Annotated in this window: 20 protein-coding genes; 8 read left to right on the forward strand and 12 right to left on the reverse strand. The window is 65.2% G+C overall.

What is annotated here, in order from left to right; all coding sequences use genetic code 11:
- The first annotated feature begins 11 nt into the window (after positions 1–11).
- The 3 genes from ASG57_RS09340 (at position 12) to mepK (ending at position 5,933) form a co-directional block, all read left to right on the forward strand.
- Entirely contained in the window at positions 12–1,508 is a 1,497-nt protein-coding gene (locus ASG57_RS09340) for a sigma-54-dependent transcriptional regulator (protein ID WP_057196125.1), read from the forward strand.
- A 346-nt stretch (positions 1,509–1,854) separates the two neighbouring features.
- A complete protein-coding gene (locus tag ASG57_RS09345; protein WP_057196126.1) occupies positions 1,855–4,044 on the forward strand; it encodes a L,D-transpeptidase family protein in 2,190 nt (729 codons plus the stop codon).
- A gap of 275 nt (positions 4,045–4,319) precedes the next feature.
- Positions 4,320–5,933, forward strand: coding sequence for a peptidoglycan L,D-endopeptidase MepK (gene mepK, locus ASG57_RS09350; protein ID WP_024337645.1), 1,614 nt, complete (start codon positions 4,320–4,322; stop codon positions 5,931–5,933).
- A gap of 143 nt (positions 5,934–6,076) precedes the next feature.
- Here mepK and ASG57_RS09355 read toward each other — a convergent pair whose 3' ends face one another.
- Together ASG57_RS09355 and ASG57_RS09360 are read right to left on the reverse strand one after the other, a co-directional pair.
- Complete coding sequence (locus ASG57_RS09355; RefSeq protein ID WP_008546273.1) at positions 6,077–6,349, reverse strand: DUF2312 domain-containing protein; 273 nt, start codon at positions 6,347–6,349, stop codon at positions 6,077–6,079.
- A 194-nt stretch (positions 6,350–6,543) separates the two neighbouring features.
- Positions 6,544–6,849 (reverse strand): DUF1244 domain-containing protein, encoded by a 306-nt coding sequence (locus ASG57_RS09360; RefSeq protein ID WP_024337644.1) that lies wholly within the window; start codon positions 6,847–6,849, stop codon positions 6,544–6,546.
- Between the two features lie 167 nt (positions 6,850–7,016).
- Here ASG57_RS09360 and ASG57_RS09365 point away from each other — a divergent pair, with 167 nt between their 5' ends.
- The gene (locus ASG57_RS09365) at positions 7,017–7,607 is read left to right on the forward strand and encodes a DUF1036 domain-containing protein (RefSeq protein ID WP_024337643.1); all 591 of its coding nucleotides are present in this window, start codon (positions 7,017–7,019) and stop codon (positions 7,605–7,607) included.
- A complete protein-coding gene (pyk, locus tag ASG57_RS09370; RefSeq protein ID WP_024337642.1) occupies positions 7,604–9,040 on the forward strand; it encodes a pyruvate kinase in 1,437 nt (478 codons plus the stop codon). The genes ASG57_RS09365 and pyk overlap by 4 nt, the downstream gene beginning before the upstream one ends.
- A gap of 150 nt (positions 9,041–9,190) precedes the next feature.
- Here pyk and ASG57_RS09375 read toward each other — a convergent pair whose 3' ends face one another.
- Entirely contained in the window at positions 9,191–9,871 is a 681-nt protein-coding gene (locus ASG57_RS09375; RefSeq protein ID WP_024337641.1) for a TetR/AcrR family transcriptional regulator, read from the reverse strand.
- A gap of 294 nt (positions 9,872–10,165) precedes the next feature.
- On the opposite strand from ASG57_RS09375, the gene ASG57_RS09380 reads away from it, so the two are divergent.
- Positions 10,166–11,128 (forward strand): phosphatase PAP2 family protein, encoded by a 963-nt coding sequence (locus ASG57_RS09380; protein ID WP_057196127.1) that lies wholly within the window; start codon positions 10,166–10,168, stop codon positions 11,126–11,128.
- A 66-nt stretch (positions 11,129–11,194) separates the two neighbouring features.
- On the opposite strand, the gene ASG57_RS09385 is transcribed toward ASG57_RS09380, so the two are convergent.
- Positions 11,195–11,359 (reverse strand): Flp family type IVb pilin, encoded by a 165-nt coding sequence (locus ASG57_RS09385; RefSeq protein ID WP_028145764.1) that lies wholly within the window; start codon positions 11,357–11,359, stop codon positions 11,195–11,197.
- A 409-nt stretch (positions 11,360–11,768) separates the two neighbouring features.
- On the opposite strand from ASG57_RS09385, the gene ASG57_RS09390 reads away from it, so the two are divergent.
- Together ASG57_RS09390 and ASG57_RS09395 are read left to right on the forward strand one after the other, a co-directional pair.
- Positions 11,769–13,271 (forward strand): hypothetical protein, encoded by a 1,503-nt coding sequence (locus ASG57_RS09390; RefSeq protein WP_057196128.1) that lies wholly within the window; start codon positions 11,769–11,771, stop codon positions 13,269–13,271.
- A gap of 11 nt (positions 13,272–13,282) precedes the next feature.
- A complete protein-coding gene (locus ASG57_RS09395; protein ID WP_057196129.1) occupies positions 13,283–15,088 on the forward strand; it encodes a hypothetical protein in 1,806 nt (601 codons plus the stop codon).
- A 100-nt stretch (positions 15,089–15,188) separates the two neighbouring features.
- Here the strand turns inward: ASG57_RS09395 and ASG57_RS09400 are convergent, their stop codons facing one another.
- The 8 genes from ASG57_RS09400 to ASG57_RS09435 form a co-directional block, all read right to left on the reverse strand.
- Positions 15,189–16,421, reverse strand: coding sequence for an APC family permease (locus ASG57_RS09400; protein ID WP_057196130.1), 1,233 nt, complete (start codon positions 16,419–16,421; stop codon positions 15,189–15,191).
- A 9-nt stretch (positions 16,422–16,430) separates the two neighbouring features.
- Positions 16,431–17,270, reverse strand: coding sequence for a universal stress protein (locus ASG57_RS09405; protein ID WP_057196131.1), 840 nt, complete (start codon positions 17,268–17,270; stop codon positions 16,431–16,433).
- A gap of 255 nt (positions 17,271–17,525) precedes the next feature.
- Positions 17,526–19,448 carry an ATP-dependent zinc metalloprotease FtsH gene (gene ftsH, locus ASG57_RS09410; protein ID WP_024337633.1) on the reverse strand — a complete coding sequence of 641 codons (1,923 nt, stop codon included), beginning with the start codon at positions 19,446–19,448 and terminating at the stop codon, positions 17,526–17,528.
- 276 nt (positions 19,449–19,724) lie between these two features.
- Positions 19,725–20,780, reverse strand: coding sequence for a tRNA lysidine(34) synthetase TilS (tilS, locus tag ASG57_RS09415; protein ID WP_024337632.1), 1,056 nt, complete (start codon positions 20,778–20,780; stop codon positions 19,725–19,727).
- 85 nt (positions 20,781–20,865) lie between these two features.
- A complete protein-coding gene (gene ybgF / locus ASG57_RS09420) occupies positions 20,866–21,942 on the reverse strand; it encodes a tol-pal system protein YbgF (RefSeq protein WP_024337631.1) in 1,077 nt (358 codons plus the stop codon).
- Positions 21,943–22,149: 207 nt separating this feature from the next.
- Positions 22,150–22,638, reverse strand: coding sequence for a peptidoglycan-associated lipoprotein Pal (pal, locus tag ASG57_RS09425; protein ID WP_024337630.1), 489 nt, complete (start codon positions 22,636–22,638; stop codon positions 22,150–22,152).
- 257 nt (positions 22,639–22,895) lie between these two features.
- Positions 22,896–23,627, reverse strand: a complete 732-nt coding sequence (locus tag ASG57_RS09430; RefSeq protein ID WP_024337629.1) for an N-acyl amino acid synthase FeeM domain-containing protein — start codon at positions 23,625–23,627, stop codon at positions 22,896–22,898.
- Between the two features lie 144 nt (positions 23,628–23,771).
- Positions 23,772–26,102: a putative bifunctional diguanylate cyclase/phosphodiesterase gene (locus ASG57_RS09435; RefSeq protein ID WP_024337628.1), complete on the reverse strand. Its 2,331-nt coding sequence runs from the start codon at positions 26,100–26,102 to the stop codon at positions 23,772–23,774.
- Positions 26,103–26,157: the final 55 nt, after the last annotated feature.

Below are 26,157 nucleotides of genomic sequence, written 5' to 3' on the forward strand. Positions count from 1 at the left end.
CGGGGAACACCATGGCTGCCAGTATTTTGATCGCCGACGACGACGCTGTAGCCCGCCGGCTGATCGAGAACATGGTGCAGAAATGCGGCTATGAGACGGTCGTCGTGGACTCCGGCGATGCCGCGGTCGCCACCCTCACCGCCCCCGACGCGCCCGCCATCGACGCCGTCATCCTCGATCTCGTGATGCCCGGCCTCGACGGCATGGGCGTATTGGCGAAGATCCGTGAAGCGGGTCTGAGTATCCCCGTGATCGTGCAGACCGCCCATGGCGGAATCGACAACGTGATCTCGGCGATGCGCGCGGGCGCGGCCGATTTCGTCGTCAAGCCGGTCGGCGTGGAGCGCCTCCAGGTGTCGTTGCGCAACGCGCTCAACACCTCCGCGCTCAAGGGCGAATTGCAGCGCATCCGTCACAGCCGCGAAGGCCGGCTGACCTTCTCGGACATCATTACGCGCGCTGAGGCAATGACCCAGGTGATGCGAACTGCACAGAAGGCGGCGAACTCCGCCATCCCCGTGCTGATCGAGGGCGAGTCCGGTGTCGGCAAGGAGATGTTCGCGCGCGCCATCCATGGCAGCGGCGAGCGCAAGGCCAAGCCGTTCGTCGCGGTCAATTGCGGCGCAATTCCCGACAATCTCGTCGAGTCCATCCTGTTCGGCCACGAGAAGGGCGCGTTCACCGGCGCCACCGAGCGGCACATGGGCAAGTTCGTCGAGGCTCATGGCGGCACGCTGTTCCTGGACGAAGTCAGCGAACTGCCGCTGACCGCGCAGGTGAAGCTGCTGCGCGCGCTTCAGGAAGGTGCCGTTGAGGCAGTCGGCGGCCGCAAGCCGGTCAAAGTCGATGTCCGCATCATCTCGGCAACCAATCGCAAGCTGCTGGAGCGGGTGAAACAGGGACATTTCCGCGAAGACCTGTTCTACCGATTGCACGTGTTGCCGCTGACGATCCCCTCGCTGCGCGCGCGGCGTGAGGACATCCCGCATCTGCTCAGGCATTTCCTGGCGCGCTTTGCCGCCGAGGAGAACCGCCCCATCACCGGCATCAGTGGCGAGGCGGTGGCGCATCTCACCCAGCTCGACTGGCCGGGCAACATCCGCCAGCTCGAGAACGCGGTCTACCGTGCCGTGGTGATGAGTGACGGCGACCAGCTCGACCTCGACGATTTTCCCCTGCTTGCCTCGCAGCCGCACGCCACAGCGGACATTCCGACGGCACCGCTGATGATTGAGCCGATTGCTGCGCCTTCCCTCGTATCAGGTAGCGAAATACCCATCGTTCCCCTCCCCGCGGCAGGAACTCTCCCCATGCTGACCGCGACCGGCGACGTCCGCCCGCTGGAGGACATGGAGAACGAGATCATCCGTTTCGCCATCTCGCATTACCGCGGGCAGATGTCCGAAGTCGCCCGCCGTCTCAAGATCGGCCGGTCCACGCTCTACCGCAAACTCGATGAAGCGGGCGTTCCCGGGCATGGCGGCAAAAGCGGCGAAGAGACGCATTGAGCCTGATACAAACGGAGGCTCGCGCGGAGGTGCGGGACCTTTGTAACCCGTTCGCAGCACGACAGAATTCGACTGCGATTTGAACCGTGACCCGGAAGTGACAGACAGAGGGAAAAGCGCGTGGCAGAAGCGCACAATCCGTTGCCAAGAGGCTCCCTTGAAGTCAGTTTGTCGTGAGTTGTCCCGGGTAGCGCTGGCTGCAAAATCGGGGCCTGTATATCGTCTGCGTAGGAATCGTTGCGTGCAGGCGTGCAACTTTCGAGAGGCCGGCGCGGTTTAGCCGAAACTCATTAGGCGATAACGAAGCTGTTCCCCGACGGACAGCTTACCCGAGGGGTGCGACACAATGCGTGACTGTTTGAACCACCGTGTGGGCTTTGACCGTGTCTTGATGACAGTCGCGGCGACCTTCCTCGCGGTGTCGGCCAGCGCGGCTCTGGCGCAGGATCAGGCGCGCAGCAGCGCCGCCGAGCTCGCGATCGAAGCTGCGATCCCGCGCCCCGAGCCGGCCAACGTCCCGCCTCCGACTGCAGCCGACATCAAGCTCGACACCACCGCGACGCTTCAGGACGCGACCAAGGAGCCCGCGAAAACTGAGGCGGCGCCCTCGCCCGAACCCAAGGCTTCGGACGTTGCCACTACGCCTGCCACCGAAGCGCCTAAGAACGATACAGCCAAGACGGAACCGGCAAAGACCGAGCCGGCCAAGGCCGACACCGCAACGACAGCGCCCGCGCCTCCTGCTGCTGCGGCCGCTCCGGCCGCCGAGCCGGTGAAGGCCGCGAGCAGCGTTCCCGCTGCCGACCAGCCGGTTGCCGACAGGCTCAAGGATATCATCGGCGCCAAAACCTCGCGGCACTTCGACCGCAAGAACGAGCGCGCTGCAGTCGAGAAGTTCTACAGCGCACGCGATTTCGCGCCGGTCTGGACCCAGGGCGGTACTCTCACCGCTGCGGCCAAGGGCGTGGTTGCGCGGCTCAAAGACGCGGCCTCCGACGGCCTCAATCCCTCCGACTATCCGGTTCCGGATTTCGCCGCCGCCACGACACCGGATACGCTGGCTGATGCCGAGCTCAAGCTCACCTCCAGCATGTTCGACTATGCACGCCATGCCCAGAGCGGCCGCATGCATTGGTCGCAGGCGAGTGGCGACATTCTCTATCCCGAACATCCGGTCGATCCCAACGAGGTGCTCGCCAAGGTCACGACGGCGGCGGACGCCTCCGCAGCGCTCGAGAGCTACAACCCGCCGCACAAGCTCTACAAGGAGCTGAAGGCGAAGCTGGCCGAGCTGCGCGGCCAGGGCAACGGCCCAGTGATCGAGATCGCCGAGGGCCCGGCGCTGAAATACACCCCGGCCAGCAAGAAGCGGCATGAGATCGTCGTGGAAGATCCGCGCGTGCCGCAGCTGCGCGCCAAGCTCGGCCTGGCCGAGAACGCCGGCGACACCCGCTATGACGCGGCGGTTGCCGAAGCCGTGCGCAAATTCCAGAGCGGCGCCGAGATGAAGGCGACCGGCATCCTCGACGACAAGACGGTCAAGGCGCTCAACACCCCCAAGCGCGACAAGCAGATCGATGTGGTGCTGGTGAACATGGAGCGCTGGCGCTGGCTGCCGCGCGACCTCGGCGCGCCCGCGCTGGGCGACGCTTATGTCATCCTCAACATTCCCGACTTCACGTTGAAGGTGATGCAGCGCGGCCAGCAGGTGTGGACCACTCGCGTCGTCACCGGCAAGCCGGGCAAGCATGCGACCCCGCTCCTCACCGAGACGATGAAGTACATCACGGTCAACCCGACCTGGAACGTGCCGCCGTCGATCGTCTATAACGAGTACCTGCCGGCATTGCAGCAGGACCCGACCGTGCTTCAGCGCATGGGTCTGAGGCTCGAGCAAAACCGCGACGGCTCGGTGCACATCTCGCAGCCACCCGGCGAGGCCAACGCGCTCGGCCGCATACGCTTCAACTTCCCGAACAAGTTCCTGGTCTATCAACACGACACGCCGGACAAGCATTTGTTCGCCAAGGAGGAGCGCGCCTTCAGCCATGGCTGCATGCGCGTGCAGAATCCGGATCAGTACGCCTCCGTCCTGCTCAACATCGTCATGCCGAACGAGAAGTACACGCCGGAGCGCATCCGCAGCATGTACGGCAAGAGCGAGATCGACCTGAAATTCCCGACGCCGATTCCGGTGAACATCACCTATCAGACCGCATTCGTCGATGACGCGGGCAAGCTGCAATTCCGCAAGGACATCTATGGCCGCGACGCCGCCATGATCAACATTCTGAAGAACAGCCGCGGCAAGGACATCGAGAACGTCGTCGCGCACTCGCAGCCGAGCTACTCACGGCCGGCGACGACGCTGCCGGCGGGGGTTGCGGTGGCCAACAATGGCGGCGGCTTCAATGGCAGCGGCTTCGGCTCGTCCGGGCCGAACTTCTTCGAGCGCCTGTTCGGGGCACCAACCCCGGCCGCGCCGCCGGCCCCGGTCGGCCGCCGGCCGCAGCAGCAGCGGGTGTTCACCCGCTGAGGGCGACCCAGCGCACCCACCTCGCGAAATTCGACAATGAAATCAGCGACTCCATCCGCATGGATGGAGTCGCTTAACGTTAACCATTCTCCACCGCGTCCCGCGGCAGCGGGCGTTTTTTTGCCACAGTCAACCGTTTAGGATTGTATTCTGAATTGGTTTGGGGGCGGGAAGGTCAACCTCGAGTTAACCTTCTTGCTTTAAGAAAGCGTTCACCCTCTTTCGCGCTGCTAACGGGGTTGGCGGGAGAGTCCATTTGAACGCTCGTCGACTGGGTGGGCTCATACGTGCTAACTGGTCTCGCACGCCGATTTGCTGTGCTGTCGTTGTCCCATGCGGGCGTGAAGGCCGGATCCCGGATCGGCCTCGCTGCTGCATTGCTGCTTGCGGCCGCCGGCTCGGTTCATGACGCCGCCGCCCTGAACGAGACCAAGACGCTCTCGTTCCACCACACGCATTCCGGCGAAGACCTCACCGTCACCTTCAAACGCGACGGGCGCTACGACGAAGCAGCGCTGAAGCAGCTCAACCACTTCCTGCGCGACTGGCGCACCCAGGAGCAGACGGTCATGGACCGTCGCCTGTTCGACATCCTCTGGGAAGTCTATCGCGACGTCGACGGCAAGCAGCCGATCCAGATCATTTCCTCCTATCGCTCCCCCGCCACCAACGCCATGCTCCGCCGCCGCTCCTCGGGCGTGGCGCGCTCCAGCCAGCATATGCTGGGACATGCGATGGACTTCTATATCCCGGGCGTGCCGCTGGAGCAGATCCGTTTCGCCGGCCTGCGCCTCCAGCGTGGCGGCGTCGGGTTCTATCCGACCTCCGGCTCGCCTTTCGTGCATCTGGACACCGGCAGCGTCCGGCACTGGCCGCGGATGACCCATGACCAGCTCGCCCGCGTCTTCCCGGACGGAAAGACGGTGCATCTGCCGACCGATGGCGTGCCGCTGAAGAATTATGAGCTGGCGAAGGCCGAGATCGAGCGGCGCGGCAGCGGCGACGATGCCGGCAGCAAGCCGAATTTCTTCGCCGCCCTGTTCAAGAGCAAGCCGGCTCCCGCCGCGAGCAGCGACGAGGATGACGAGGGCGCGCCCGCCCCAGCCGCGAAGCCGGCGGCACCGACCGTCGTCGCAGCCGCCGCCAAGCCTGCCGAGCCGGTGCCGACGCCTCGCGCCAAGCCGCAGATCGCCGCCGCACTCCAGCTCGCTTCGGCCGATGCGCAGATCGTTGCGCCGCCCAAGCCGAAGCCCGCGCCCGTGGCTGACAAGCCTGCAACCGGCAAGCTGGAGACCCCTGCCGACATCATCAATGCCCGCGGCTTCTGGGATGATGTCCCGGCTGCGCCGCAGCAGGCTACACCGGCGCAGGTGGCGGCCCTGAAGGCGCGCCAGGCGCTTGCGGCCGCCACCGATCCGCACCCGACCGCGAGCGTCACCAACGCAACTCTGCAGGCGCTGGCTTACGCGCCGGCCGCCTCCCCGGTCGATCGCGCCAACGTCGTCGCGGCATCCGCGCCGATCCCGCGCACCGCCCGCCCCGCGGCGTCCCGCAGCGTCGCTCAGGCAACCGAGATCAACACGGTCGTCGGCAAGAGCATCGACGGCAGGGTCGCGACCGCCACCCGCCTCTCCGCGGCGAAGGGCGAGAGCATCTGGCTCAAGATCGTCATGCTCTCGCCGAGTGCCAGCCACGCGATGTCGGTGACGCTGATGGGCGAGCTCGATACCGCAGCGCTGCGCGGCTTCTTCGTCAAGCCTCATGCCGTGATCGCGATGGGATTTGCCGACGACCCCATGCCGGGCCTGTCCTGCGACAGTTTCTCGGGCAGCGCGACCGCAAAGCTCCAGACGACGTCGTTCGTCGTGCGGACCGCGTCGCTACGCTGATAGAAACGACGATTTCCAGGAAGTCGGTCTGGTGGCCCGGATGGAGCGAAAGCGTAATCCGGGGATGCCGCCCGCGCAGCAAGAGCCCGGATTTCGCTTTCGCTCCATCCGGGCTACGGCAGCGTTGTTGAGACGCGAACGCCTCAGATCATGCCCAGCGCCTGCATGTAGGTCTCGAGGATCGTCTCGGCCTCGGCGCGTTCGTTCGGGTCCTGCTTGCGCAGGCGCACGATGGTGCGCAGCGCCTTGACGTCGTAGCCGTTGCCCTTGCTCTCGGCATAGACGTCGCGGATGTCGTCGGAGATCGCCTTCTTTTCTTCCTCCAGCCGCTCGATACGCTCGATGATGGATTTGAGCTGGTCCTTGGCAAATTTCGTCGCGGGCTCGTCGTCGCGGACGGCGGCGGAGGTGGCCATCTTGTACTCCCAATGGAACTGGCAAAACGAGGTGACGCCGGCATCCCTCACCGCGCGTGCTGGCAGAACCCTTAGGGTTGGCGCCGCCAGCGTTCAAGGCGGCATCGCGCTCGTCCACAGCGCGCCCACACATTCCTGCGGCGGGCGCAAGAAAGCTGTTGTGTGGTGCGACTCAGCAGGCCGCCAGCGCCCCCTCAATGGCCGTGGGGATGGACCTTCTTCATCGCCTCAAGCTGCTCAGGCGTGGCCGCGCCCTGATATTTCGATTTCCAGGTCTCGTAGGGCATGCCGTAGACTGCCTCGCGGCTCTCGTCCTTGCTCAGGGCGACGCCCTGGGCGTCGGCGGCGTCCTTGAGCCAGTTGGACAGGCAGTTGCGGCAGAAACCCGCCAGGTTCATCAGATCGATGTTCTGGACGTCGGTCCGCGCCTGCAAATGATCGACCAGGCGCCGGAAAGCGGCGGCCTCGAGCTCCGTTCTGGTTTTGTCGTCGATTGGCATGGCTGAATTCCTCAAGGCTCGTCCCGATGGTGGTCACCCTTACGGGATCAGGTGGGTGCTGTCACAGATTTTGCCATATCGCGGCGCAAAGGGGCAAAAGCCCGGCTACCGAGCGCCGTCCCGGCCCAACGCCAAATCGTCAATGATCTGGTATAGCTTCCGCGACAATGATTGCCGAATCTCTCCGCTCCCCGCTTCGCCTGCTTGCCCGGTCGGTCCCGGTGCTGGCGGTCGCCTTGCTGTGCCTTAGCGCCAGTCCCGCCTCCGCCGATTTCCGTCTCTGCAACAACACCTCAAGCCGGGTCGGCATTGCGCTCGGCTACAAGGACGCCGAGGGCTGGACCACGGAAGGCTGGTGGAACATCTCCTCGCGTTCCTGTGAGACGCTGCTGCGGGGCACACTCGTCGCGCGTTACTACTACATCTATGCCATCGACTACGACCGCGGCGGCGAATGGTCGGGTCAGGCCTACATGTGCTCGCGGGACAAGGAGTTCACCATCCGCGGCACCGAGGATTGCCTCGCGCGCGGCTATGACCGCACCGGCTATTTCGAGGTCGACACCGGCGAGCAGCGCGCCTGGACGGTGCAGCTGACCGACGCCAACGAGCAGCCGGCACAACAACGTGTACCTGGCTTGCCCGGGCCGGTTGGACCTGGTGGCGGCGTTCCGGGTTTGCCCAATGGTCCGTCCGGTGGTACGCCCCCCGCCGCGCTCCCGCCCGCGCCCTCGCCCCCGTCTGGAAACAAGCCATGAGGCGTCTCCGCCGTATCAAGATTCTCGCAACCCTGGGGCCGGCCTCCTCAGACCTCGCGATGATCCGCCGCCTGTTCGAGGCCGGCGCCGACCTGTTCCGCATCAACATGAGCCACACCTCGCACGACAAGATGCGGGAGCTGGTGGCGACGATCCGCAACGTCGAGAGCAGCTATGGCCGGCCGATCGGCATCCTGGTCGACCTTCAGGGTCCCAAGCTCCGGCTCGGCGCTTTCGCCGAGGGCGCGGTGCAGCTCCAGAACGGCCAGACCTTCACGCTCGATTCCGACAAGACGCCGGGCGATGCCACGCGCGTCCATCTCCCTCATCCGGAAATCCTGGCCGCGCTGCGGCCAGGCCATGCTCTGCTGCTCGACGATGGCAAGGTGCGGCTGATCGCGGAGGAGACCTCGAAGGAGCACGCGGTGACGCGGGTCGTGGTCGGCGGCAGGATGAGCGATCGCAAGGGCGTCAGCCTGCCCGACACGGACCTGCCGGTCTCGGCGATGACGCCGAAGGACCGTGCCGACCTCGAAGCCGCGCTCGTCACCGGCGTCGACTGGATCGCGCTATCGTTCGTCCAGCGCGCCGACGACGTGCTCGAAGCCAAGAAGATGATCCGCGGCCGCGCCGCGGTGATGGCCAAGATCGAGAAGCCGCAGGCGATCGATCGCCTCGCAGACATCATCGAGGCGTCCGACGCGCTGATGGTGGCGCGCGGCGACCTCGGCGTCGAGCTGCCGCTGGAGCGCGTGCCGAGCCTGCAGAAGCAGATGACGCGGATGGCGCGCCGCGCCGGCAAGCCCGTGGTGGTCGCGACCCAGATGCTGGAATCCATGATCCAGTCTCCGGTGCCGACCCGCGCCGAGGTCTCCGACGTCGCCACCGCCGTCTATGAGGGCGCCGACGCCATCATGCTGTCGGCGGAATCGGCGGCCGGCAAATTCCCGGTCGAGGCGGTCTCGACCATGAACCGCATCGGCGAGGAGGTCGAGCGCGACCCCACCTACCGGTCGGTGATCACAGCCCAGCGCCCGGCGCCGGAATCCACCGCAGGCGACGCCATCGCCGATGCCGCGCGGCAGATCGCCGAGACGCTCGATTTGCCGGCCTTGATCTGCTGGACCTCGTCGGGCTCGACCGCCGTGCGCGTGGCGCGCGAACGGCCGAAGCCGCCGATCGTGGCGATCACCCCGAACATCACCGCCGGCCGCAGGCTGGCCGTCGTCTGGGGCGTGCATTGCGTCGTCGCCGAAGATGCCCGCGACCAGGACGACATGGTCGGCCGCGCCGGCCAGATCGCGTTCCGCGACGGCTTCGTCCGCGCCGGTCAGCGCGTCATCATCGTCGCCGGCGTGCCGCTCGGCATCCCCGGCACCACCAACATGGTACGCATCGCCTCGGTCGGCCCCGAGGGCGATGCAAACATGTAGGCCCGCCCGCGCGGCCAAAGCAAAAAGTCGAAAACAACCCCATGCACAGTAGCCGGCCGGAGCCGGCGGACTTGCTCGGATGTCACGAAAAGGCCCGCGTCGGCAATGACGTCGGCGCGATCAGCGCGCCACCTCGCCGCTGAGGCGGTCTTACGCTCCAACCAAAGCCTTGGTCGTCGGCAGCAGCGTCTGCTGCACCACCAAGCCGCGGGCACGGGCATCCATGACGCCGACCGCGCGCAACGCCAGCAGAGTCACCGTCTGCACCGCATCGCGCATCTTGACGGGATCATCGAGATTGTCGGGCGCGAGCGGGCCGACGAGAGCCTCATGCAGGGCGCCGAGCAAGGCGGTGGCGGCGAGCGCGGTGTCCTGGGCCGGCAAATGGCCGGCACGCACGGCCGCGTCGATCCGGCCAGCGATTTCGCCGGCGATCTCGCGCCTGCTGGCCAGCCTGGAGGCGCTGACATCGACATCGACGGGCTCGGCCAGGATGCCCCAGGCCAGCCGGCGCTGCGACAGCGTATGGACCGCCACGGTCGTCACGGCGGCCGCCAGCGCCGAGGAAGGGCCCGGCGCGGCATCGGCCGCCCGCCGGATCGCCGCGAGCTCGTCGCGGGACACCTCGGCAATGAGCTCGGAGATCAGGTCTGCCTTGGATGGGAAATAGCGGTAGACCGTGCCGGCCGCGACATTGGCCCGGACTGCGACCGGCGCGATCTGCACCGCGGCCATGCCGCCTTCTGCCGCCGCCTCCCGCGCCGCCGCCAGAATCGCGCTGCGCCGCGCCGCAAGGCGCTTAACCACTTGATGCGTCCGCCGATAAACCATGGCGCGCTTCCTGTCCCACACGCCAGCCGCACGCCCTGCGGCCGAACGCTTCTCACGTCGAAAGATGCAAATCACCCCGCAAGGACTGAACAACTATTCAGGGTGAATGACAAGATGCAAATGCGTGAAGCGTCATGAGGCGGATTGGGGCGCCAAGCCGTAACAGGCTGCGCGTTCCAGACACTTAAAAAAGAACGCTCTGTGGTTGTATAATCAATAACCACACATCTTACCGCGATCTTAACACGGGTCCGTAACTGTACGGAGGCAATGCAATTCCACGCGCTTACACCCATGCTCGACACGGACTCCCGGACCGCCTGGCAGCTTTTTCACCTCAATTGGCTTCCGATCCTCGGCATGGGAATCCTGCTCGCGCTCGGCCTTCGCGCCACGGGACTGAGGCTCGAGCCGGTCGCCTACGGCGTCGCCCTGGCGATCGCCACGCTGCTGCTTGTGCTCGCCTATGGCTACCGAATCGCGAAAGGCGAGCTTGCGGATCCGAAGCTGGTGTTTTCGCTTGGCACCATCGGACAGGTCATTCTCACCTGCGCAATCGTCGGGCCGCTGAGCTACGTCGCGGGCAAGCTGAACTGGCCGCTCGAGGATCAAGCATTGCTGGCGATCGACCGCACGTTGGGGCTCGATCCGGAACCGATCGCACGCTACGTCAACAACCATCCATGGCTCGCGAGAACCCTCGCGAGCGGCTACGGACTGATCAAGTTTCCGCTGCTCGGCGTTCCCATCGTGCTGGCACTGACGGCACGGTATGTGCGGCTGCAATTGTTCATGCTAGCGATGAGCCTCGCGCTCGCAGTCACGATCGCGATCTCCGCGATCGTGCCGGCGATCGGCACCTATTACGCACTGCAGCTGCCGGCCGCCCATCTGCCGGAGATCAACACCACGGTCTACGCCGGACAGCTGCGGGACATCCTCGCGCTTCGGGACGGCAGCCTGCGTGAACTCCGGCTGTTCTCTCTGTCAGGCATCGTTTCGTTCCCGAGCTTTCACGCGGCATCGGCCGTGCTCTACATCTGGGCCTTGTGGCCGGTACGCGGCATCGGCGGCATCGCAGCCGCACTCAGCCTGCTGATGATCGCAGCAACCCCGGTGATGGGCGCGCACTACATCGTCGACGTCCTTGCCGGCATCGCGCTCGCTATGGCCTCGATCTGGGCCGCGAAGCTTTATCTCGGCCGGAGCCGTGCGGTGCGCGGGTCTGCCACGCCGGCTTCGTCAGCAGCGTGCTGACGTCGCCCCAAAAGCAAAGAGCCCCGCCGAGGACGGGGCTCTCGAAACTGTCAGATCGTGCCGGCCTTACTTCAGGCTGGTCGAGATCGAGGTGAACTTGGTGTTCAGCGTGGTGCCGAGGTTGTTCACGACGGTGATGATCGCCAGCGCGATGCCGGCGGCGATCAGGCCGTATTCAATGGCGGTGGCGCCGGATTCATCCTTCAAGAAACGCGCAACGAGGTTCTTCATAGAGTGCTCCAAATGAGTACACGAGGCTACAACTGATCTGGTCTTTTCGGCTTCCCAGCGCCGCCCGACCATGGAACCGGAACGTAGAGACAAAGAATTTCGCCGCAGTTAATTCGACTGCGTAAACACCGGGCGGTTTGCGAGTATTCGCCCATGGTAAATCGAATTCCAAAACAATCCGTTAAATTGTCGGCAACATGAAACCGGCTGTCGCTGCCGGTTTACCCGAAGTTATGACCGCCCGTGATCCAATGCCGCCCGCAGGGGCCGGCGCGCGATGAGATGAATCATTCATCGCGCATCAGGTGATTGCCTGGGCATGATCTTCTCGGAGGACCGCATGTGCTGACGCGGTCGTCCGGGTCCGGATCATGCTCGATCGCGAACAGCAACAGGACGACGAGCCGGCATGTCTTTATCCCTTGCCAACAGCATCGCGGTGCAGGACCGCGCGCGGGCCCTCGTGCCATTGTGCGCCGGCGCCGGCGCCTACCTGTTCTTCCTTTTCCTCGGCGACACGCTGCTAAGTGACTCCGACTCGTTCTGGCAGATCAAGATCGGGCAATGGATCCTCGACCACAGCGCCATGCCCACCAACGACTTCTATTCGTTCACGCGAGCGGGCGCGCCCTGGATCTCGACGTCTTGGCTGTCGCAGGTCGCATTCGCCTTCTCCCAAGCGCAATGGGGCTGGGCCGGCCCCGTCATTCTGACGGCCGTCGCCTTCGCGCTCGCAATCGCGATCTTCGTCTATCTGCTCGACGTGCAGATCGAGGCGCCGCGCGCGGTGCTGTTCGCGATGCTTGCAGTGCTGCTGTCGCTGCATCACGTGCTGGCGCGTCCCCATATTCTCGCGCTGCCGGTCATGGTGGCGTGGGTCGGGCTGCTCATGGCGACCGCTGACCGCAGGGGCGCCCCCTCCTGGCATCTGCTGCCGTTGATGGCGCTGTGGGCGAACCTCCACGGCGGCTTCGTGCTGGGCCTTGCGCTGATCGGCCCGATCTCGCTGGAGGCGGTCGAGCATGCCGAGAAGGGACGGCGGCTTGCCCTGTTCATGCGCTGGGTGCTGTTCGGAATCGCCGCGCTGATCGCGAGCTGCTTCACGCCGTACGGCTGGCGAACGTTGCAGGGTGCGACCAACATCCTCAGCCTCGGCGAGTTGCTGTCGCTGATCTTCGAATGGATGCCGGCGAACTTCGCCACGTTCACCCCGTTCGAGGGCGCCCTGCTCGCCTTGATCGCATTCGGCTATTATCGCGGCCTGGTGCTGTCGGCCCCCCGGATCTTCCTGATCCTGTTCCTGACCTGGAGCGCGCTGACCCACGTCAGAAGCATCGAAGCCTTTGCGTTCCTCATACCGCTGGTGCTGGCAAAGCCGCTCGGCGCGATGTTTCCGCGCGCGGTCCCCGAGGCGGTCGGCGCCGACCGCTGGCCGGCTCACTACGTCACCGCGCTCGGCGCGCTGATGATCGTGGCGGCAAGCTGGACCTCGACGTCGCTCTACATGGGACACCACCGCTTCACCTTCACGATGACGCAGACGCCGGTTGCGGCAGTCGACCTGCTCGAGCAACGCAAGGCACAGCGCATCTTCAACGCCTACCAGTTCGGCGGCTATCTGATCTCGCGCAATATTCCCGTTTTCGTCGACGGCCGCGCCGAGCTCTATGGCGAGAAGTTCGTGATGGACTTCTTCAAGGCCACCGAGGGCAAGAAGCCCGAGCTGCTGCCGCGCCTCTTGGACGAATACAAGATCGACGCGACGCTCCTGGTCGCGGACGCGCCGGGGCCGCAGATCCTCGACCAACTCAAGGGCTGGAAGCGGATCTATGCGGACGACATCGCCGTGGTCCATGTGCGCGAGGACGGGCAGAGCGCGGGCGGCAGGTCAATGCCCGCTGCCTCGAATTGAGGCGCAGGGCGATGTCGTCCCTCGTGCTACCGACCGAACAAGGATCCGATGCTGCGCCCAACCCTGCGATCGTGCTGACCACCGCCTGGGCGGCGATTGTGATGGCGCTCGGATTTCCCGCGATCAAGACGGGCGTTCTCGACAGCCTGTCGACCGACGACCTGATGCGGCTGGTCGAGGTGCGCGATCTCCTGGCTGGCCAAGGTTGGTTCGACCTGATTCAGTACCGGCTCGACCCGCCGGGACTTGCGATGCACTGGTCACGCGTCGTCGATGCGCCCTTGGCCCTGCTGATTGCGTTGTTTCGTCCTCTCCTCGGCCAACACGCTTCGGAAGCGCTCGTGCTGGTCGCGTGGCCGTCGATGCTGATGGCCGTGGCGCTCTGGCTCTCAGCGACCATCGCAAGTCAGGCAAGCACTCCGGCCGATCGCCCATGGCTACATTTCGCCGCGGTTCTGGTCACGGCCCTGTCGATACCCGCCCTGATCCACTTTCGCGCTGGCGCGATCGATCATCATAGCGTCCAGATCGTGCTGCTGCTCGGCTTCATGCTCTCCATCACCAATCTCGAACACTCTGCAGCCAGGGCGGCTCTGGCCGGAGGTCTCGCGGCGCTGTCGCTGGCAATCGGACTGGAAATGCTGCCTGCGATCGCCGTGGCGAGCGCGGCGGTGATGGGGCTGCTGATCTGGAAGGGCGCCGAGGCCCGGCGCTCCGCCTGCGCCTTCGGAGCCGGCCTCTCTGCGTCGTCGCTGCTGCTGGCACTGCTGCTGCTTCCGATAAACAGTCTCACGCGGCCCGTCTGCGACGCCTTCGGCGGCCCCGTCCTTCTCTTGTCGGCGGGCGGCGGCGCCGCGCTGCTCGCGGTAGCCGGCGTCAGCCATCTCGGCCGCTCCATCTGGACGCGGCTCGGTTCGGCCGCGTTTGCCGGTGCGCTCCTCCTGGGTGCGTTCTCCAGATCCTATCCGAACTGCGTGGCCTCGCCATATGCGCAAGTCGATCCCCTGCTTGTAAGCTTCTGGCTCGATCGGGTCAGCGAGACCATGCCAGTGACGGAGCTGGCGCGGGTGCAACCGCAGAAGCTGCTCGGATACTATGCGTTTCCATTCCTGACGCTCGGCCTGTGCCTCGCGGCGACGATTAGGAACAGACCGCAGACGCGCTTTCTCTGGATCGTTTCGACCTTCACGCTCGCAGCGCTGTTCGGTGTCAGCCTGTGGGAACTGCGCGGCGCCGCCGCTGCCAACATCGTTGCGGCTCCGCTCAGCGTCATGGCAATCTCGGTCTTGCGCACGCGTGCCGCGACCGATTGGGGGCTGGTGCGTGCCGCACTGCTTGTATCGCCAGCCACTCTCGGCGGCGTCGGCTTTGCAGTTTGGCCTGTACTCGCCGGCGGGACGAGTAGCCATGAGATCGCGACGCCTGAGCGCAACGTGTCCTGCCAGACCATCTCCAACGCCGCGCCGCTCGCTGCTCTGACGCCCGGTCGGGTGATGGCGCCGATCGACTCGGGTCCTTCGATCCTGGCAGCGACCGGTCATTTCGTGTTCGCCGGCCCCTACCATCGCAACAACGACGGCAACCTTGCCATGGTGCATGCGATGACGGCGACACCGCAAGCCGCGCGCGCAATACTCACCTCGCGGAAGGTCGATTACATCATCACGTGCAACGGCTCTGCCGATCAGGAGGATCTGGTCCGCATCGCGCCCGAGGGCCTCGCCGCAAGGCTCGGCCGCGATGAGGCGCCAGATTATCTGGAGCGAGTCGAGACCGTGTCTCGAGCCGGCATGACTGTCTGGCGCGTGCGCAAGTGAGGGCGCGAACCGCGCCTGAAGCCGCAGATGGAACGTTTCGCCAAAGACGAGGACCGCCATCGCGGCGCCTGGCTCGTCCGCCGAAACGCGAAGGCGCGCACTATCCGAGGAGGTCGATCAGGAGCAAGGCGGCGCTTGTGAGCAGTCCTGCAATAGGCACCCAGATGGGCACGACGAACACGCCGGCGGGAGGTTCGGATTCTCTCGTCTTGATGCGAAGAAGCGCCAGGTTGACCAGGACGAAGGCCCCGAGCGTCAGGCGTGAGGTCCATTCGGCCAATCCGGTCAAGGGAATGCCAAGGGCGAGGATCAGGATGGCGCCCACGCCGAAGAGGGTTGCAACCATCGGCGCGCCGCTTCTCGCGTTCACCCTTGCGAGAAAGGCCGGAAGGCTGCCTTGGTCCGCAAGCCCGTACAGCACACGTCCGATCATCAGCATGTGAACGATGATTCCATTGACCGTCGCAACGATCGCGATGACGCTCAACACCGAGAGCGGAAGACCGGTCAACCGCTGAAAGACCAGTGCAAGCGGAGCCGAGGAGTGCGCGAGCTCGGCCGGGGGCACCGCGACCACCGCAACCCAGACGACAGTCATGTAGAGGAACGCCGTCACGCCGAGGGTGATGAAGAGCGCCCATGGCAGCGTCCGGGACGGATTCTTCATTTCCTCGGAGATGTTCACGAGGTGCTCGAACCCGATGAATGCGAACACGGCGAGCAGCGACGTCTGTGCGATCCCGGTCCACGCCGCCTTGTCGCTCAGGGGAGCTAGCAGTTCGGGCAGCCGGGAGACCAGGGCGTCGCCCTGAAACAGCCCGGCCCCGACAATGAGGACCAATCCGCCGATCTCCACGACCGTCATCAGGCCGGCGAAGCCGATGGACTGAACCGCGGACAGGCAGGCGACCGCTCCCATCGCAAGCACGACGCCGGCGATGATCCAGGTGGCGGGCAGCGGCAGGAACACGCCGATGTAGCCGGCGCTCCCCACGGTGATGGTCGCGCCGGAAATCGTCGCTGCGGCCACCACGAGCAGCCCCGTGGCACCGCTGAGCCATTTTCGATGAAACGCGGCCTGGACGTAGGCAGCCTCGCTCGCCGCAACCGGCCATCGCGTGCCCAGTTCGGCAAAGCTCCCGGCCGTCACGCCCATCACGACCGCGGCAGCGAGGAACGCCAGGGGCGCATGCATCCCGCTTCGCGCAGCGGCCGCTCCCACCAGGACGTAGATTCCGGCGCCGATCGTCACGCCGAGCCCGTACAGCACGGCGTGCGTCAGCGTGAGCGACCTGATCAGCCTGGTGGACCCGAGCGACGCGGCCTCCTGCATGACCAAGCGTCAATGCGAGAACAGAATCGGGACCGGCGGCTTGGACAGCAGCCCCCTGGTCGCGCCGCCAAGCACGAATTCCCGCCACCTCGGCGTTCCGTACGCGCCCATCACGAGGACGTCGATGCCATGGGAGAACACGTAAGATGTCAGGACCTCGTCGATCACCTTGCCCGCGGCGTCGATCTCGTCGCACACAACCTCGATGCCGTGACGAGCGAGGTTCTTCGCCAGCTCTTCGCCGGAATGCTTGGAATCCAGGGCCTTTTCGTTCGTGACCGTTACGACCCGCACGCTTCCTGCGCTTTCGAGCAAAGGAAGCGCATCGGAAACCGCTCGCGCAGCGGTGCGGCTGAAGTCCCAGGCCACGCAAACAGCATCGAGCTGGAATGGACGCGATCGGGGAGCGGCGGGCAGGATCAGCGTCGGCCTGCCGGATTCGAAGATCACCTCTTCTGCGTACCATCGATCATGGGAGTCCGGCACCGCCATGATCGTGAGATCGCGAAGCCTTGCATAGTCTGCCAGCAGCGCGGCCTCGGTGGCGGTTGCACATTGCTCGAAGATGGTCTCGTGCCGGACGCCGGATTTCGCGGCCGAGGCTTCGAACGCCGCAAGCAGCGCCTTCGCATTCTCGCGGCTCTTGGCGGCCTCGCGCGCAACGAGTGCGGGTATGTCCAGGATGGCATCCCCGAGCAGGCTTGCGCGCACTTCCGCATGGACTTCGCACGAAATGGCCGCGATGTGCGCGTCCAGGACGGCGGCGACCGAAACGGCATCGTCGATCACCGAAACCGGCGTCGGTTCCGGATAGCTCGCCAGGGTCAACAGAATATCCTTGAAAGCCATGTATCCCTCCTTTGACAAGTCGAAGCCTAACGCCGTGGAGGTGCTCTTTCTTGATCGACCGCAACCGATTCAGCCGCAATGGCTGTGGCAAAACGGCCTAGGCCCGAACGGCGACGGCCGGAACAGAAGCGCTCTGCTTCGGCGGTGCTCGCATTGCCGGAAGCAGCCATCCCGATGCCGGCGCAAACGCGCGCTCGCATAACAAAAAACGCGGCGTTCCCGCCGCGTTTTTCAATTCGGTGTGCCGCTGATCGGTTACGCCTGCGGCTGCGGCTCCAGGCCGGGATCCGGATCGGGCCGCGGGCGCGACTTGCCGGCCGGGGGCACGGCGGAGGCGCGCGGCGCGGTGGGCTCGAGCACGGACTCGCGGTTCGGCTTCTTGCCCTTGAGCAGATCGACGATCTCCTCGCCGGTCAGCGTTTCGAATTCGAGCAGGCCCTTGGCGAGTGCTTCGAGGTCGGCGCGCTTCTCGGTGAGAATGCGGGTCGCTTCCTTGTAGCCCTCCTCGACCAGACGCTTGATCTCGGAGTCGATCTTCTGGACGGTCGCCTCGGAGGCGTTCTGCGTCCGCGACACCGACATCCCCAGGAACACCTCGTCCTGGTTCTCGCCGTAGGAGACCGTGCCGAGCTCTTCCGACAGGCCCCAGCGCGTCACCATCATGCGGGCCAGGCGCGTCGCCTGCTCGATGTCGGAAGCAGCGCCCGAGGTCACCTTCTCGCGGCCGAATATCAGCTCTTCGGCGACGCGGCCGCCCATCATGATGGCGAGGCGCGAAGTCATCTGCTCCAGCGACATCGACAACTTGTCGCGCTCCGGCAGCTGCATGACCATGCCGAGCGCACGGCCACGCGGGATGATGGTCGCCTTGTGGATCGGATCGGTCGCGGGAACGTTGAGGCCGACGATGGCGTGACCGCCTTCGTGGTAGGCCGTCAAGAGCTTCTCTTCCTCGGTCATGACGAGCGACTTGCGCTCGGCACCCATCATGACCTTGTCCTTGGCTTCCTCGAACTCGGCCTGCGTCACCATCCGCTTGTTGCGGCGGGCGGCGGTGAGCGCAGCTTCGTTGACGAGGTTCATCAGGTCGGCGCCTGAGAAGCCCGGCGTGCCGCGCGCGATGGTCTTGAGGTTGATATCCGGCGCCAGCGGCACCTTGCGGACGTGAACCTTGAGGATCTGCTCGCGGCCGACGACGTCGGGATTGGGCACCACGACCTGACGGTCGAAGCGACCCGGACGCAGCAGCGCGGGATCGAGCACGTCGGGACGGTTGGTCGCGGCGATCAGGATCACGCCCTCGTTGGCCTCGAAGCCGTCCATCTCGACCAGCAGCTGGTTCAGCGTCTGCTCGCGCTCGTCATTGCCGCCGCCGAGTCCGGCGCCGCGGTGACGACCGACGGCGTCGATTTCGTCGATGAAGATGATGCAGGGCGCGTTCTTCTTGGCCTGCTCGAACATGTCGCGGACGCGGCTCGCGCCGACGCCGACGAACATTTCGACGAAGTCCGAACCGGAGATGGTGAAGAACGGCACGTTGGCCTCACCCGCGACCGCACGCGCGATCAGGGTCTTGCCGGTGCCGGGAGGGCCGACCAGCAGCACGCCGCGCGGAATGCGGCCGCCGAGACGCTGGAATTTGCCGGGGTCGCGCAGAAATTCGACGATCTCCTGCAGGTCCTGCTTGGCTTCGTCGACGCCGGCGACGTCCTCGAAGGTGACGCGGCCATGCGCTTCGGTGAGCATCTTGGCGCGCGACTTGCCGAAGCCCATCGCCTTGCCGGCGCCGCCCTGCATCTGCCGCGACAGGAAGATCCACACGCCGATCAGCGCGATGAAGGGCAGCCAGGAGACCAGGAGCGAGACGAACCAGGGCACGTTGTCGCCCGGCGGCTTCGCAGTGATCTGCACCTTGCTGTCGTAGAGGCGCTTCACCAGCGTCGGATCGTTCGGCGCATAGGTCTGGAAGCTCGAGCCGTTGGTGAAGGTGCCGTGGATGTCCGGCCCCTGGATCACGACGTCGCGCACATTGCCGCGGTCAACCTCGCTCAGGAGCTGGGAGAAGGCGATGTCCTGCGAGGACGCCCGCTGACCCGGATTCTGAAAGAGCGTGAACAACGCCAACAGCAGCAAGACAATGATGACCCAGAGGGCGAAATTGCGCAGATTGGCGTTCATCGATCTTCCTTCGTGGTCGCGCGGATCGCGGCCGTGATCCTTGGGCAGTTGATTTGGTCAATGCGAGGAAATCCCAAGGAATCCTCATCGTTAGACGGATACAATTTAGGTGCCGTCCCGGTCGCTGCCAAGAGAACGAGATGGGACTATTTATCCCATCCTAGAGCGATTCCCGCGGAAATAATGGCGCCCTATGGCGGGTTTTTCCGGCCTGGTTAAGGTGGCCTGACGGCGTGGATGCGAAACCGCCGGTGCCATGATCCGCCGCATTCGCGCTCATCGCCCGGTGCGCCGCCGGGCCGGCGCCGGCGCGATGTGGATACGCCCGCCGGCAAGGCTGATCAAGGCTCCTGCAAGGGTCTGCTTCAGGGCCGGCCGGCCGGCGCGGGCGCGCAGACTTGCGGCCATGGCCTCGTCCAGTGCGGACACCAGGGTTTCGACCTTGCCGAGTTCCGCCGGTCCCTCATGTCCGAGCGCGTCGATGGCCCGCAGCAGAAGCCGCAGCCGGACCTCCTCCGGGAGGGCGGCAAAGGCCGAAGCCTCGAAGCTCCGGACGCCCGCCTGCGGCGCATCGCCGCGATCCCGCAAACGGAGAAAGCGCTCGGCGCCGTCGGCCAGCACCTCGACTGCCGCATTGGCGCGCGCCAGCCTTGCCGCGAGCCGCGCCAGATTTCTGCTGTCGCCGCCCTCGGCGGCGAGAAGCGGCAGCAGCGCGCGCAGCCGCGGCCGGGTGAAGGCGGTGTCCCGGTTGGTGGGGTCGTCGACGAAGCCGACCTTCGCCCGCCTCAAGGTTGCGATCAGCTGCGATTTCGGAACATCGAGCAGCGGGCGCGCCAGGACGATGCCGTCGCGCTCGCTGAGGGGCGCCATGGCCGACAACCCGGCAAGGCCGCTGCCGCGCAGGAGGCGCATCAACAGGGTCTCCGCCTGGTCGTCGCGGGTGTGGGCCGTCAGCACATGGCTCGCACCCGCGGCACGCGCGGCCTCAGCGAGCAGGCGGTAGCGGGCCTCGCGCGCTGCCGCAGGCAGCCCGGTCTTCGGTTTCGCACCGCGCCAGCGCGCGGTCCGGTGCGGCAATCCGAGCTCGGCGGCGAGCCGCTTGACCTCGCGCGCCTCGCGGGCCGCTTCCGGGCGCAGGCCGTGATCGACCGTGACGACGGTGAGTTGTGGACCCCGCGCAAGGCTGCGCTGCCAGCGCGCAGCAAGCCACATCAGCGCGACGGAGTCGGGGCCGCCGGAGACGGCGAGCACCAGCGCCGGCGCAGCTTTCAGGCCGGCGAAAAGCCGCCTCGCCTCGCGCGCTGAGATCGGTGAATTGTCGTCGTCTGACATGACGCGGCCCTGACACTCGCCGACGGACGGTTGCGTGTTTAGCGCAGCGCACTCCGACTTGTCATGCTTGTCATGCCCCTGGAGGTCAGCACTTCACCCGCTTCTGCTCGCGATCGACCGCGGCTTTGACGCCGGCGGAGGCGCGCGGATATTTGCGGCCGACTTCGCCGAAGGCGGCGCAGGCGGCCTCCTTCTCCTTCAGCGCGGCAAGCGACTGGCCGAGCCGCAGCAGCGCATCCGGCGCCTTGGCCGATTTCTCGTATTTGGTGGTGACGGCGAGGAAGGCTTCCGCGGAATCGCGATATTGCTGGCGCTGGAAATAGCTCTCGCCCAGCCAATATTGCGCGTCTCCGATAAGCGGGTCGCTCGGAAATCTCTGCGTGAAGTTCTTCATGGTCTGCTCGGCCAGGGCATAGTCCTTGCGCTGCATGTAGCCGATGCCGAGGTCGAACTCGTCGCGCGGCGTTGCCGACGGCGGCAAGGTGGTCAAGCCGGCGCCGCCGGCCGGCGCCGGATAGCCGGATTGCGCCGGCGGGTAGCCGGGCTGCGCTGCTGACGGCACACCTTGCTGGTAGCGGGGGCTGGTGTTGGCGAGATCGAGCGGCTCGCCGGCATTGCGGCCGCCGGGCGTCCCGCTCGGAGCTCCTGCCGGCATCGGCTGCTGCCCGCCGCCGAGCGCGCGGGGCGCACCGGGCGCATTTGGATTCTGGTTCGGGTCGAACGCATCGCCACGGCGGCGCGTGCCGGGAGCGCCGGGCGCCGGCTGCTCCTGAATGATCGGGGCGGGAGATGCGATCTGCGGCTGCTCGTAGTTCGGCTGCACCGGCGGCTGCCGATGGCCCGGCGCGGCTTGCCCCGGTGCAATCTGGCCCGGCGCGATCTGCGCGGGCGGCATCGCCGCGACGTTGGGCGCCTGTCCGGGGGCGGCCTGCGCGCCGCCTTCGAGCGCCCGCAGCCGCTCCTCGAGTTGCCGGTTGCGGTATTGCAGCTCCTCGTTCTGGCCGGTGAGCTGGCGCAGCCGATTCTCCAGCCGCTCGATCCGCAACTCGGCGTCGCCATCGTCCGACTGCGCAAAGATCGACTGCGCAAACGCGGGCGAGCACAAGGAGAGCAGCGCGACGGTCGCCACGGTACCGCCAAAGACCTTAAATCTGGATGACATCTTGCCCTGACGACAAAAGCGGAATGGCCTGCGACGGAACGTTCGACGCGCCACACATCGAAGTGCAGTACGCCAAAAATGTGACTGGTACAAAGGGGTTTCTGTCACAGAATGCTGAAACGAAACCGGCGCCCGAGAGGGCGCCGGCATCATCCAATTCGAAAGCTGAACGGCGCCTGACTGAACTGCCAGAGACCTGACCGAATATCAGGAGCTCGCGTTCAAGACGGTGACGGCGCGACGGTTCTGCGACCAGCAGGAGATATCGTTACAGACGGCAACCGGCCGCTCCTTGCCATAGGAGATCGTGCGCATGCGGTTCGGATCGATGCCGCGCGAGGCGAGGAACGAGCGCACCGACTGGGCTCTCCGGGCGCCGAGCGCGATGTTGTATTCGCGGGTGCCGCGCTCGTCGGCATGACCTTCAATGGTGAAGCTGTAGCGCGGATAACTCTGGAGCCACTGTGCCTGCTTCTCCAGGGTCACGATCGCCTGCGGGGTCAGATCGGTCTGGTCGCTTTCGAAGAAGACGCGGTCACCCACGTTGACGACGAAATCCTGCTGGCTGCCCGGCGTCGCCGCATTGGCCATCGCATCCGTCGCGGCATTCTTGTTGGCGCAGGCGCCCATCGACAGCGCGACGGCGAGCACCGCGGCCAACTTCAATCCCTGGAGGATACGCATAGGATGTTTCATTCCGGAGCCTCCACGCTCACGTTAGTCCACTGCTGTCCGGTCTACAGGGGGTTGGTTAAGCGAACGTTCCGTCAACCTTGACGGAACCTTGCCGCAGCCAGTCAAATGCCCCCAACCAGCGAAAAGCAACCGTGATGGTTAATGATTTGTAAATGTGGCGCCAAGGTGAAGGCAAGCGGGTTGATGACGAAAACCCCCGTTCCGCCAGGATAGCCTGGCGGCCAGGGCGGCTGAAGTCCCGCTCACAGACCGAGGATTCAGGCCTGCGCGGCTGCGCCGGCAAGGCGAATCGGTCGCGCAGGGGCGATCCGCTGCGTGCTGCGTTCAAACAGCATCCGCCGCTCAAACGCACTCGATCGCATGATGGGGAAACGCGTCAGGATCCTGTCCCGGACCTTAGGGTAATCCGAGGCCATCAGGACCGCCTTCTTCGTCGGCCAGCCTGGAAAGGAACGCGGTTCGGTGAGCGTCTCGGACAGGAACACGCGGCGGTAGAACGCCTGATGATCGGTTCGCACCATCGAGAGCCCGACATCGGCGTTGAAGTGTTCGCAGGCCACGAAGGGAAGCCGCACCGTCAGATAAGGCAGTTCGGGGAAACGCTGCTGCATTTCCGGATCAGCAACGAATCGACATGGGTCGATAAAGACCTCGCCTCGGTCCAGGCGGGGATGCAGCACGTCGCCGAACACCTCGGTCGTGTAGGACATCCGCCATTCGGATGTCAGAACGTGGATGCGGACGGAACTGCAGAGTTCGTTGTCGACGTAGACTCCGAAATTCCAGACGTTGGGCGCGTCGTCGAAACGGTCGGTCACCCGCTGCGATTCCGACGGCGGAATCAGCCCGGCCTGCAAATAGGCCCGGTAACGCATCAGATGGAGGCGATCCTTGTCTTCCGGCGTTTCGATGAGCCGATAATCGAGACGCTCAAACAGCGCGGCTCCGCGTGGAAGAAGCGCCGTCTGCGGTTCGGCCCCGGACTTCATCTATAACCCCTACGCTGCTAGCAACTTCCGCGAGTGAGCGTAGATTAATGGTTCCTTAACGCAATTGCAAAGTGTTAGAATTGTTAGGGTTAACCTTTTGGGCCCGTAAGAACCCGGCAGAGACCTTGAGAAGTCGATGGAGGGTCAGGCGATCGATCGCGCCGAGGCTGCGACGGCCTGATCGTTGCCGCCGCGAACGCCGTAGGAGGCATTGAGTAGCTGACGAATGCGCACGGCCGGGACAGGCCGGCTGAACAGATAACCCTGAGCTTCGGTCACCGTCCCGTCGGCATTGATGAGTTCGAGTTGCTCGTTGGTCTCGATTCCTTCCACCACCACCGACATGCCCAGGTCGGCGGACAGCCGCGCCACACCTCGGAGCAGTGTGAGCGGACGGTCCGAGTCGATGCCTTCAAGGAAGGAGCGGTCGATCTTCACCTTCTGCATCGGGAAGTTGTGCAAGTAGCTGAGGCTGGAATAGCCGGTGCCGAAATCGTCGAGCGAGATGCGAACGCCGAGCGCATGCAATTGCGACAGGATGTCGTGGGTGAGCTGGGTGTTGCGCAGCAGCGAGGACTCTGTGATCTCGATCTCCAGTCGATGCGCCGGCAGGCCCGACACTTCGAGTGCATAGCGGATCTCGCTCAGCACGTCGCGCTGATGGAATTGCTGCGGCGAGAAGTTGACGGCGACGCTGACGCCCTCCGGCCATTTCATGCATTCCATGCAGGCGCGGCGCAGGATCCAGCGGCCGAGATCGACGATGAGGCCCATGTCCTCGGCGACCGGTATGATGTCGACGGGCGAGACCGTGCCGCGCACCGGATGATTCCAGCGCAGCAGGGCCTCGCAGGTGGTGATCTTGCCGGATTTCAGATTGACCAGCGGCTGATAGAACAGCTCGAATTCCTCGTTGGCGAGCGCCTTGCGCAGGTCGAGCTCGAGAATGCGCCGTGCCTCGACGGTCGCCGCCATCTCGTCGCGGAAGAAGCAATAGGTGCCGCGGCCGTCGGCCTTGGCCCGGTACAGCGCCATGTCAGCATTCTTGAGCAGGGTGTCGGCGCTGGTGCCTTCCGGCGAGGTCAGTGCGATGCCGACGCTGGCGCCGATCTCAACCAGGTGATTGTCGATGCGATAGCGCTCGCTCAGGCGCTCGACGATGCGGCGGGCGAGCGCTGCGGCGTCCTCGGGGGCATTGAGGTTCTGCTGGAACACGACGAACTCGTCGCCGCCGAACCGGGCGACGAAATCCTCCGGCCGAAGCATCTCGCGCAGGCGGTTGGCGACGGCGCACAGGAGCTGGTCGCCGCAGGGATGGCCGAGCGTATCGTTGACCTGCTTGAACTGGTCGAGGTCGATGAACAGCAGCGCGGAGAGCTGCTCCGCGTCGTGTGAGACGGCCAACAGGTGCTCGATCTCGTCGCGGAAGCTGACGCGGTTCGGCAGCGCCGTGAGATCGTCGAAGCGGGCCATATGGCTGATCCTGGCCTCTGCCGTGCGCCGCTCCGTAATGTCCTCGAGCAGCACCACCGCACCGCCATCAGCCATCGGTTGGACGGTCCAAGACAGCGAACGGTTCCTTTGTGGATCGGGGTCGGTGGTAATGATCTCCTTCGCGTGCGCGTTTTCGATGTCGGCAATTATCGCCTGGCCGCTCGCGGCCGAGATCGATCGCGCTTCGACGCATGCGGCGACGACATCGCGCGCAGTCGTGCCGTTTTGGGCGAGATCGTCTGGCAGGCTCATCATGGCGGCGAAGCGGTGGTTCATCACCGCGAGCTGACCGTCGATGCGAAACATGCAGAGCCCGTGCGGCATGTTGTTGAGCGCCGTGTCGAACTGGCCGGCGAGTGCGGCCTCGCGTTCGCGTGCGACAACGGCGCGCAAGAAAATCTTGTGCAGATTGCCGGAGAGGCGCATGACCGAGAAGAGGAACGCGGCGCACACGACGGACATCGCGACGTAGTAAGGCGTGCGGTGCAGCGCCAGCGCGATCACGGCCGGTCCAAATATCAAAGTGGCTTGCAGACGAAATATCGACTGTCGTCCATAAGCTCTTCCGGCGCCTCCCGCCACGATTCCCGTTGTGACCGAGAGCGCAATCATGTGAGCGATGGCATCATCGTTGCTCAACAGCGTCGTGGAACACCACAGACCGATCACAGCGGCCTGGATGAGCGCTCCGATCTGATAGCGCTTCTGCCAACGCGCGGCCTGTTCCGCGCTCAGAACCGATTTCTGGGCCTGGTACCGGCTCAGATCGAAGGCGCGTATGGCGCCCGCAAGAATGAGGAGCGGGACAAAGCCCCAGAGCAGCATCTGTCCGGTCTTGAGCGCCGTCAGGGAGGCCGAGAACGCCGAGAAGACAATGCCGGTAAGCACCGTGCCGGGAGCCTCGAACAGCGAATCGGTCAGCGCCGCCGAAATCGTCGGCGAGGCCTGCCCCTGCTCTCCGCTCTGGCTTGCGAACTGCATTTTGGTTTGTACGCGCGTCCTGTTCAGCGCGTAGTCTTACCGAGCCGAGATGAAG

This window comes from Bradyrhizobium sp. Leaf396, from assembly GCF_001424605.1.
GTDB lineage: Bacteria > Pseudomonadota > Alphaproteobacteria > Rhizobiales > Xanthobacteraceae > Bradyrhizobium > Bradyrhizobium japonicum_C.

Excerpts from the sequence above, each read along its gene's own strand:
- ASG57_RS09340 (WP_057196125.1), top strand. The coding sequence starts at position 12 with ATGGCTGCCAGTATTTTGATCGCCGACGACGACGCTGTAGCCCGCCGG.
- ASG57_RS09345 (WP_057196126.1), top strand. The coding sequence starts at position 1,855 with ATGCGTGACTGTTTGAACCACCGTGTGGGCTTTGACCGTGTCTTGATG.
- ASG57_RS09355 (WP_008546273.1), bottom strand. The coding sequence starts at position 6,349 with ATGGCCACCTCCGCCGCCGTCCGCGACGACGAGCCCGCGACGAAATTT.
- ASG57_RS09360 (WP_024337644.1), bottom strand. The coding sequence starts at position 6,849 with ATGCCAATCGACGACAAAACCAGAACGGAGCTCGAGGCCGCCGCTTTC.
- ASG57_RS09365 (WP_024337643.1), top strand. The coding sequence starts at position 7,017 with ATGATTGCCGAATCTCTCCGCTCCCCGCTTCGCCTGCTTGCCCGGTCG.
- pyk (WP_024337642.1), top strand. The coding sequence starts at position 7,604 with ATGAGGCGTCTCCGCCGTATCAAGATTCTCGCAACCCTGGGGCCGGCC.
- ASG57_RS09375 (WP_024337641.1), bottom strand. The coding sequence starts at position 9,871 with ATGGTTTATCGGCGGACGCATCAAGTGGTTAAGCGCCTTGCGGCGCGG.
- ASG57_RS09380 (WP_057196127.1), top strand. The coding sequence starts at position 10,166 with ATGCTCGACACGGACTCCCGGACCGCCTGGCAGCTTTTTCACCTCAAT.
- ASG57_RS09385 (WP_028145764.1), bottom strand. The coding sequence starts at position 11,359 with ATGAAGAACCTCGTTGCGCGTTTCTTGAAGGATGAATCCGGCGCCACC.
- ASG57_RS09390 (WP_057196128.1), top strand. The coding sequence starts at position 11,769 with ATGTCTTTATCCCTTGCCAACAGCATCGCGGTGCAGGACCGCGCGCGG.
- ASG57_RS09395 (WP_057196129.1), top strand. The coding sequence starts at position 13,283 with ATGTCGTCCCTCGTGCTACCGACCGAACAAGGATCCGATGCTGCGCCC.
- ASG57_RS09400 (WP_057196130.1), bottom strand. The coding sequence starts at position 16,421 with ATGCAGGAGGCCGCGTCGCTCGGGTCCACCAGGCTGATCAGGTCGCTC.
- ASG57_RS09405 (WP_057196131.1), bottom strand. The coding sequence starts at position 17,270 with ATGGCTTTCAAGGATATTCTGTTGACCCTGGCGAGCTATCCGGAACCG.
- ftsH (WP_024337633.1), bottom strand. The coding sequence starts at position 19,448 with ATGAACGCCAATCTGCGCAATTTCGCCCTCTGGGTCATCATTGTCTTG.
- tilS (WP_024337632.1), bottom strand. The coding sequence starts at position 20,780 with ATGTCAGACGACGACAATTCACCGATCTCAGCGCGCGAGGCGAGGCGG.
- ybgF (WP_024337631.1), bottom strand. The coding sequence starts at position 21,942 with ATGTCATCCAGATTTAAGGTCTTTGGCGGTACCGTGGCGACCGTCGCG.
- pal (WP_024337630.1), bottom strand. The coding sequence starts at position 22,638 with ATGAAACATCCTATGCGTATCCTCCAGGGATTGAAGTTGGCCGCGGTG.
- ASG57_RS09430 (WP_024337629.1), bottom strand. The coding sequence starts at position 23,627 with ATGAAGTCCGGGGCCGAACCGCAGACGGCGCTTCTTCCACGCGGAGCC.
- ASG57_RS09435 (WP_024337628.1), bottom strand. The coding sequence starts at position 26,102 with ATGCAGTTCGCAAGCCAGAGCGGAGAGCAGGGGCAGGCCTCGCCGACG.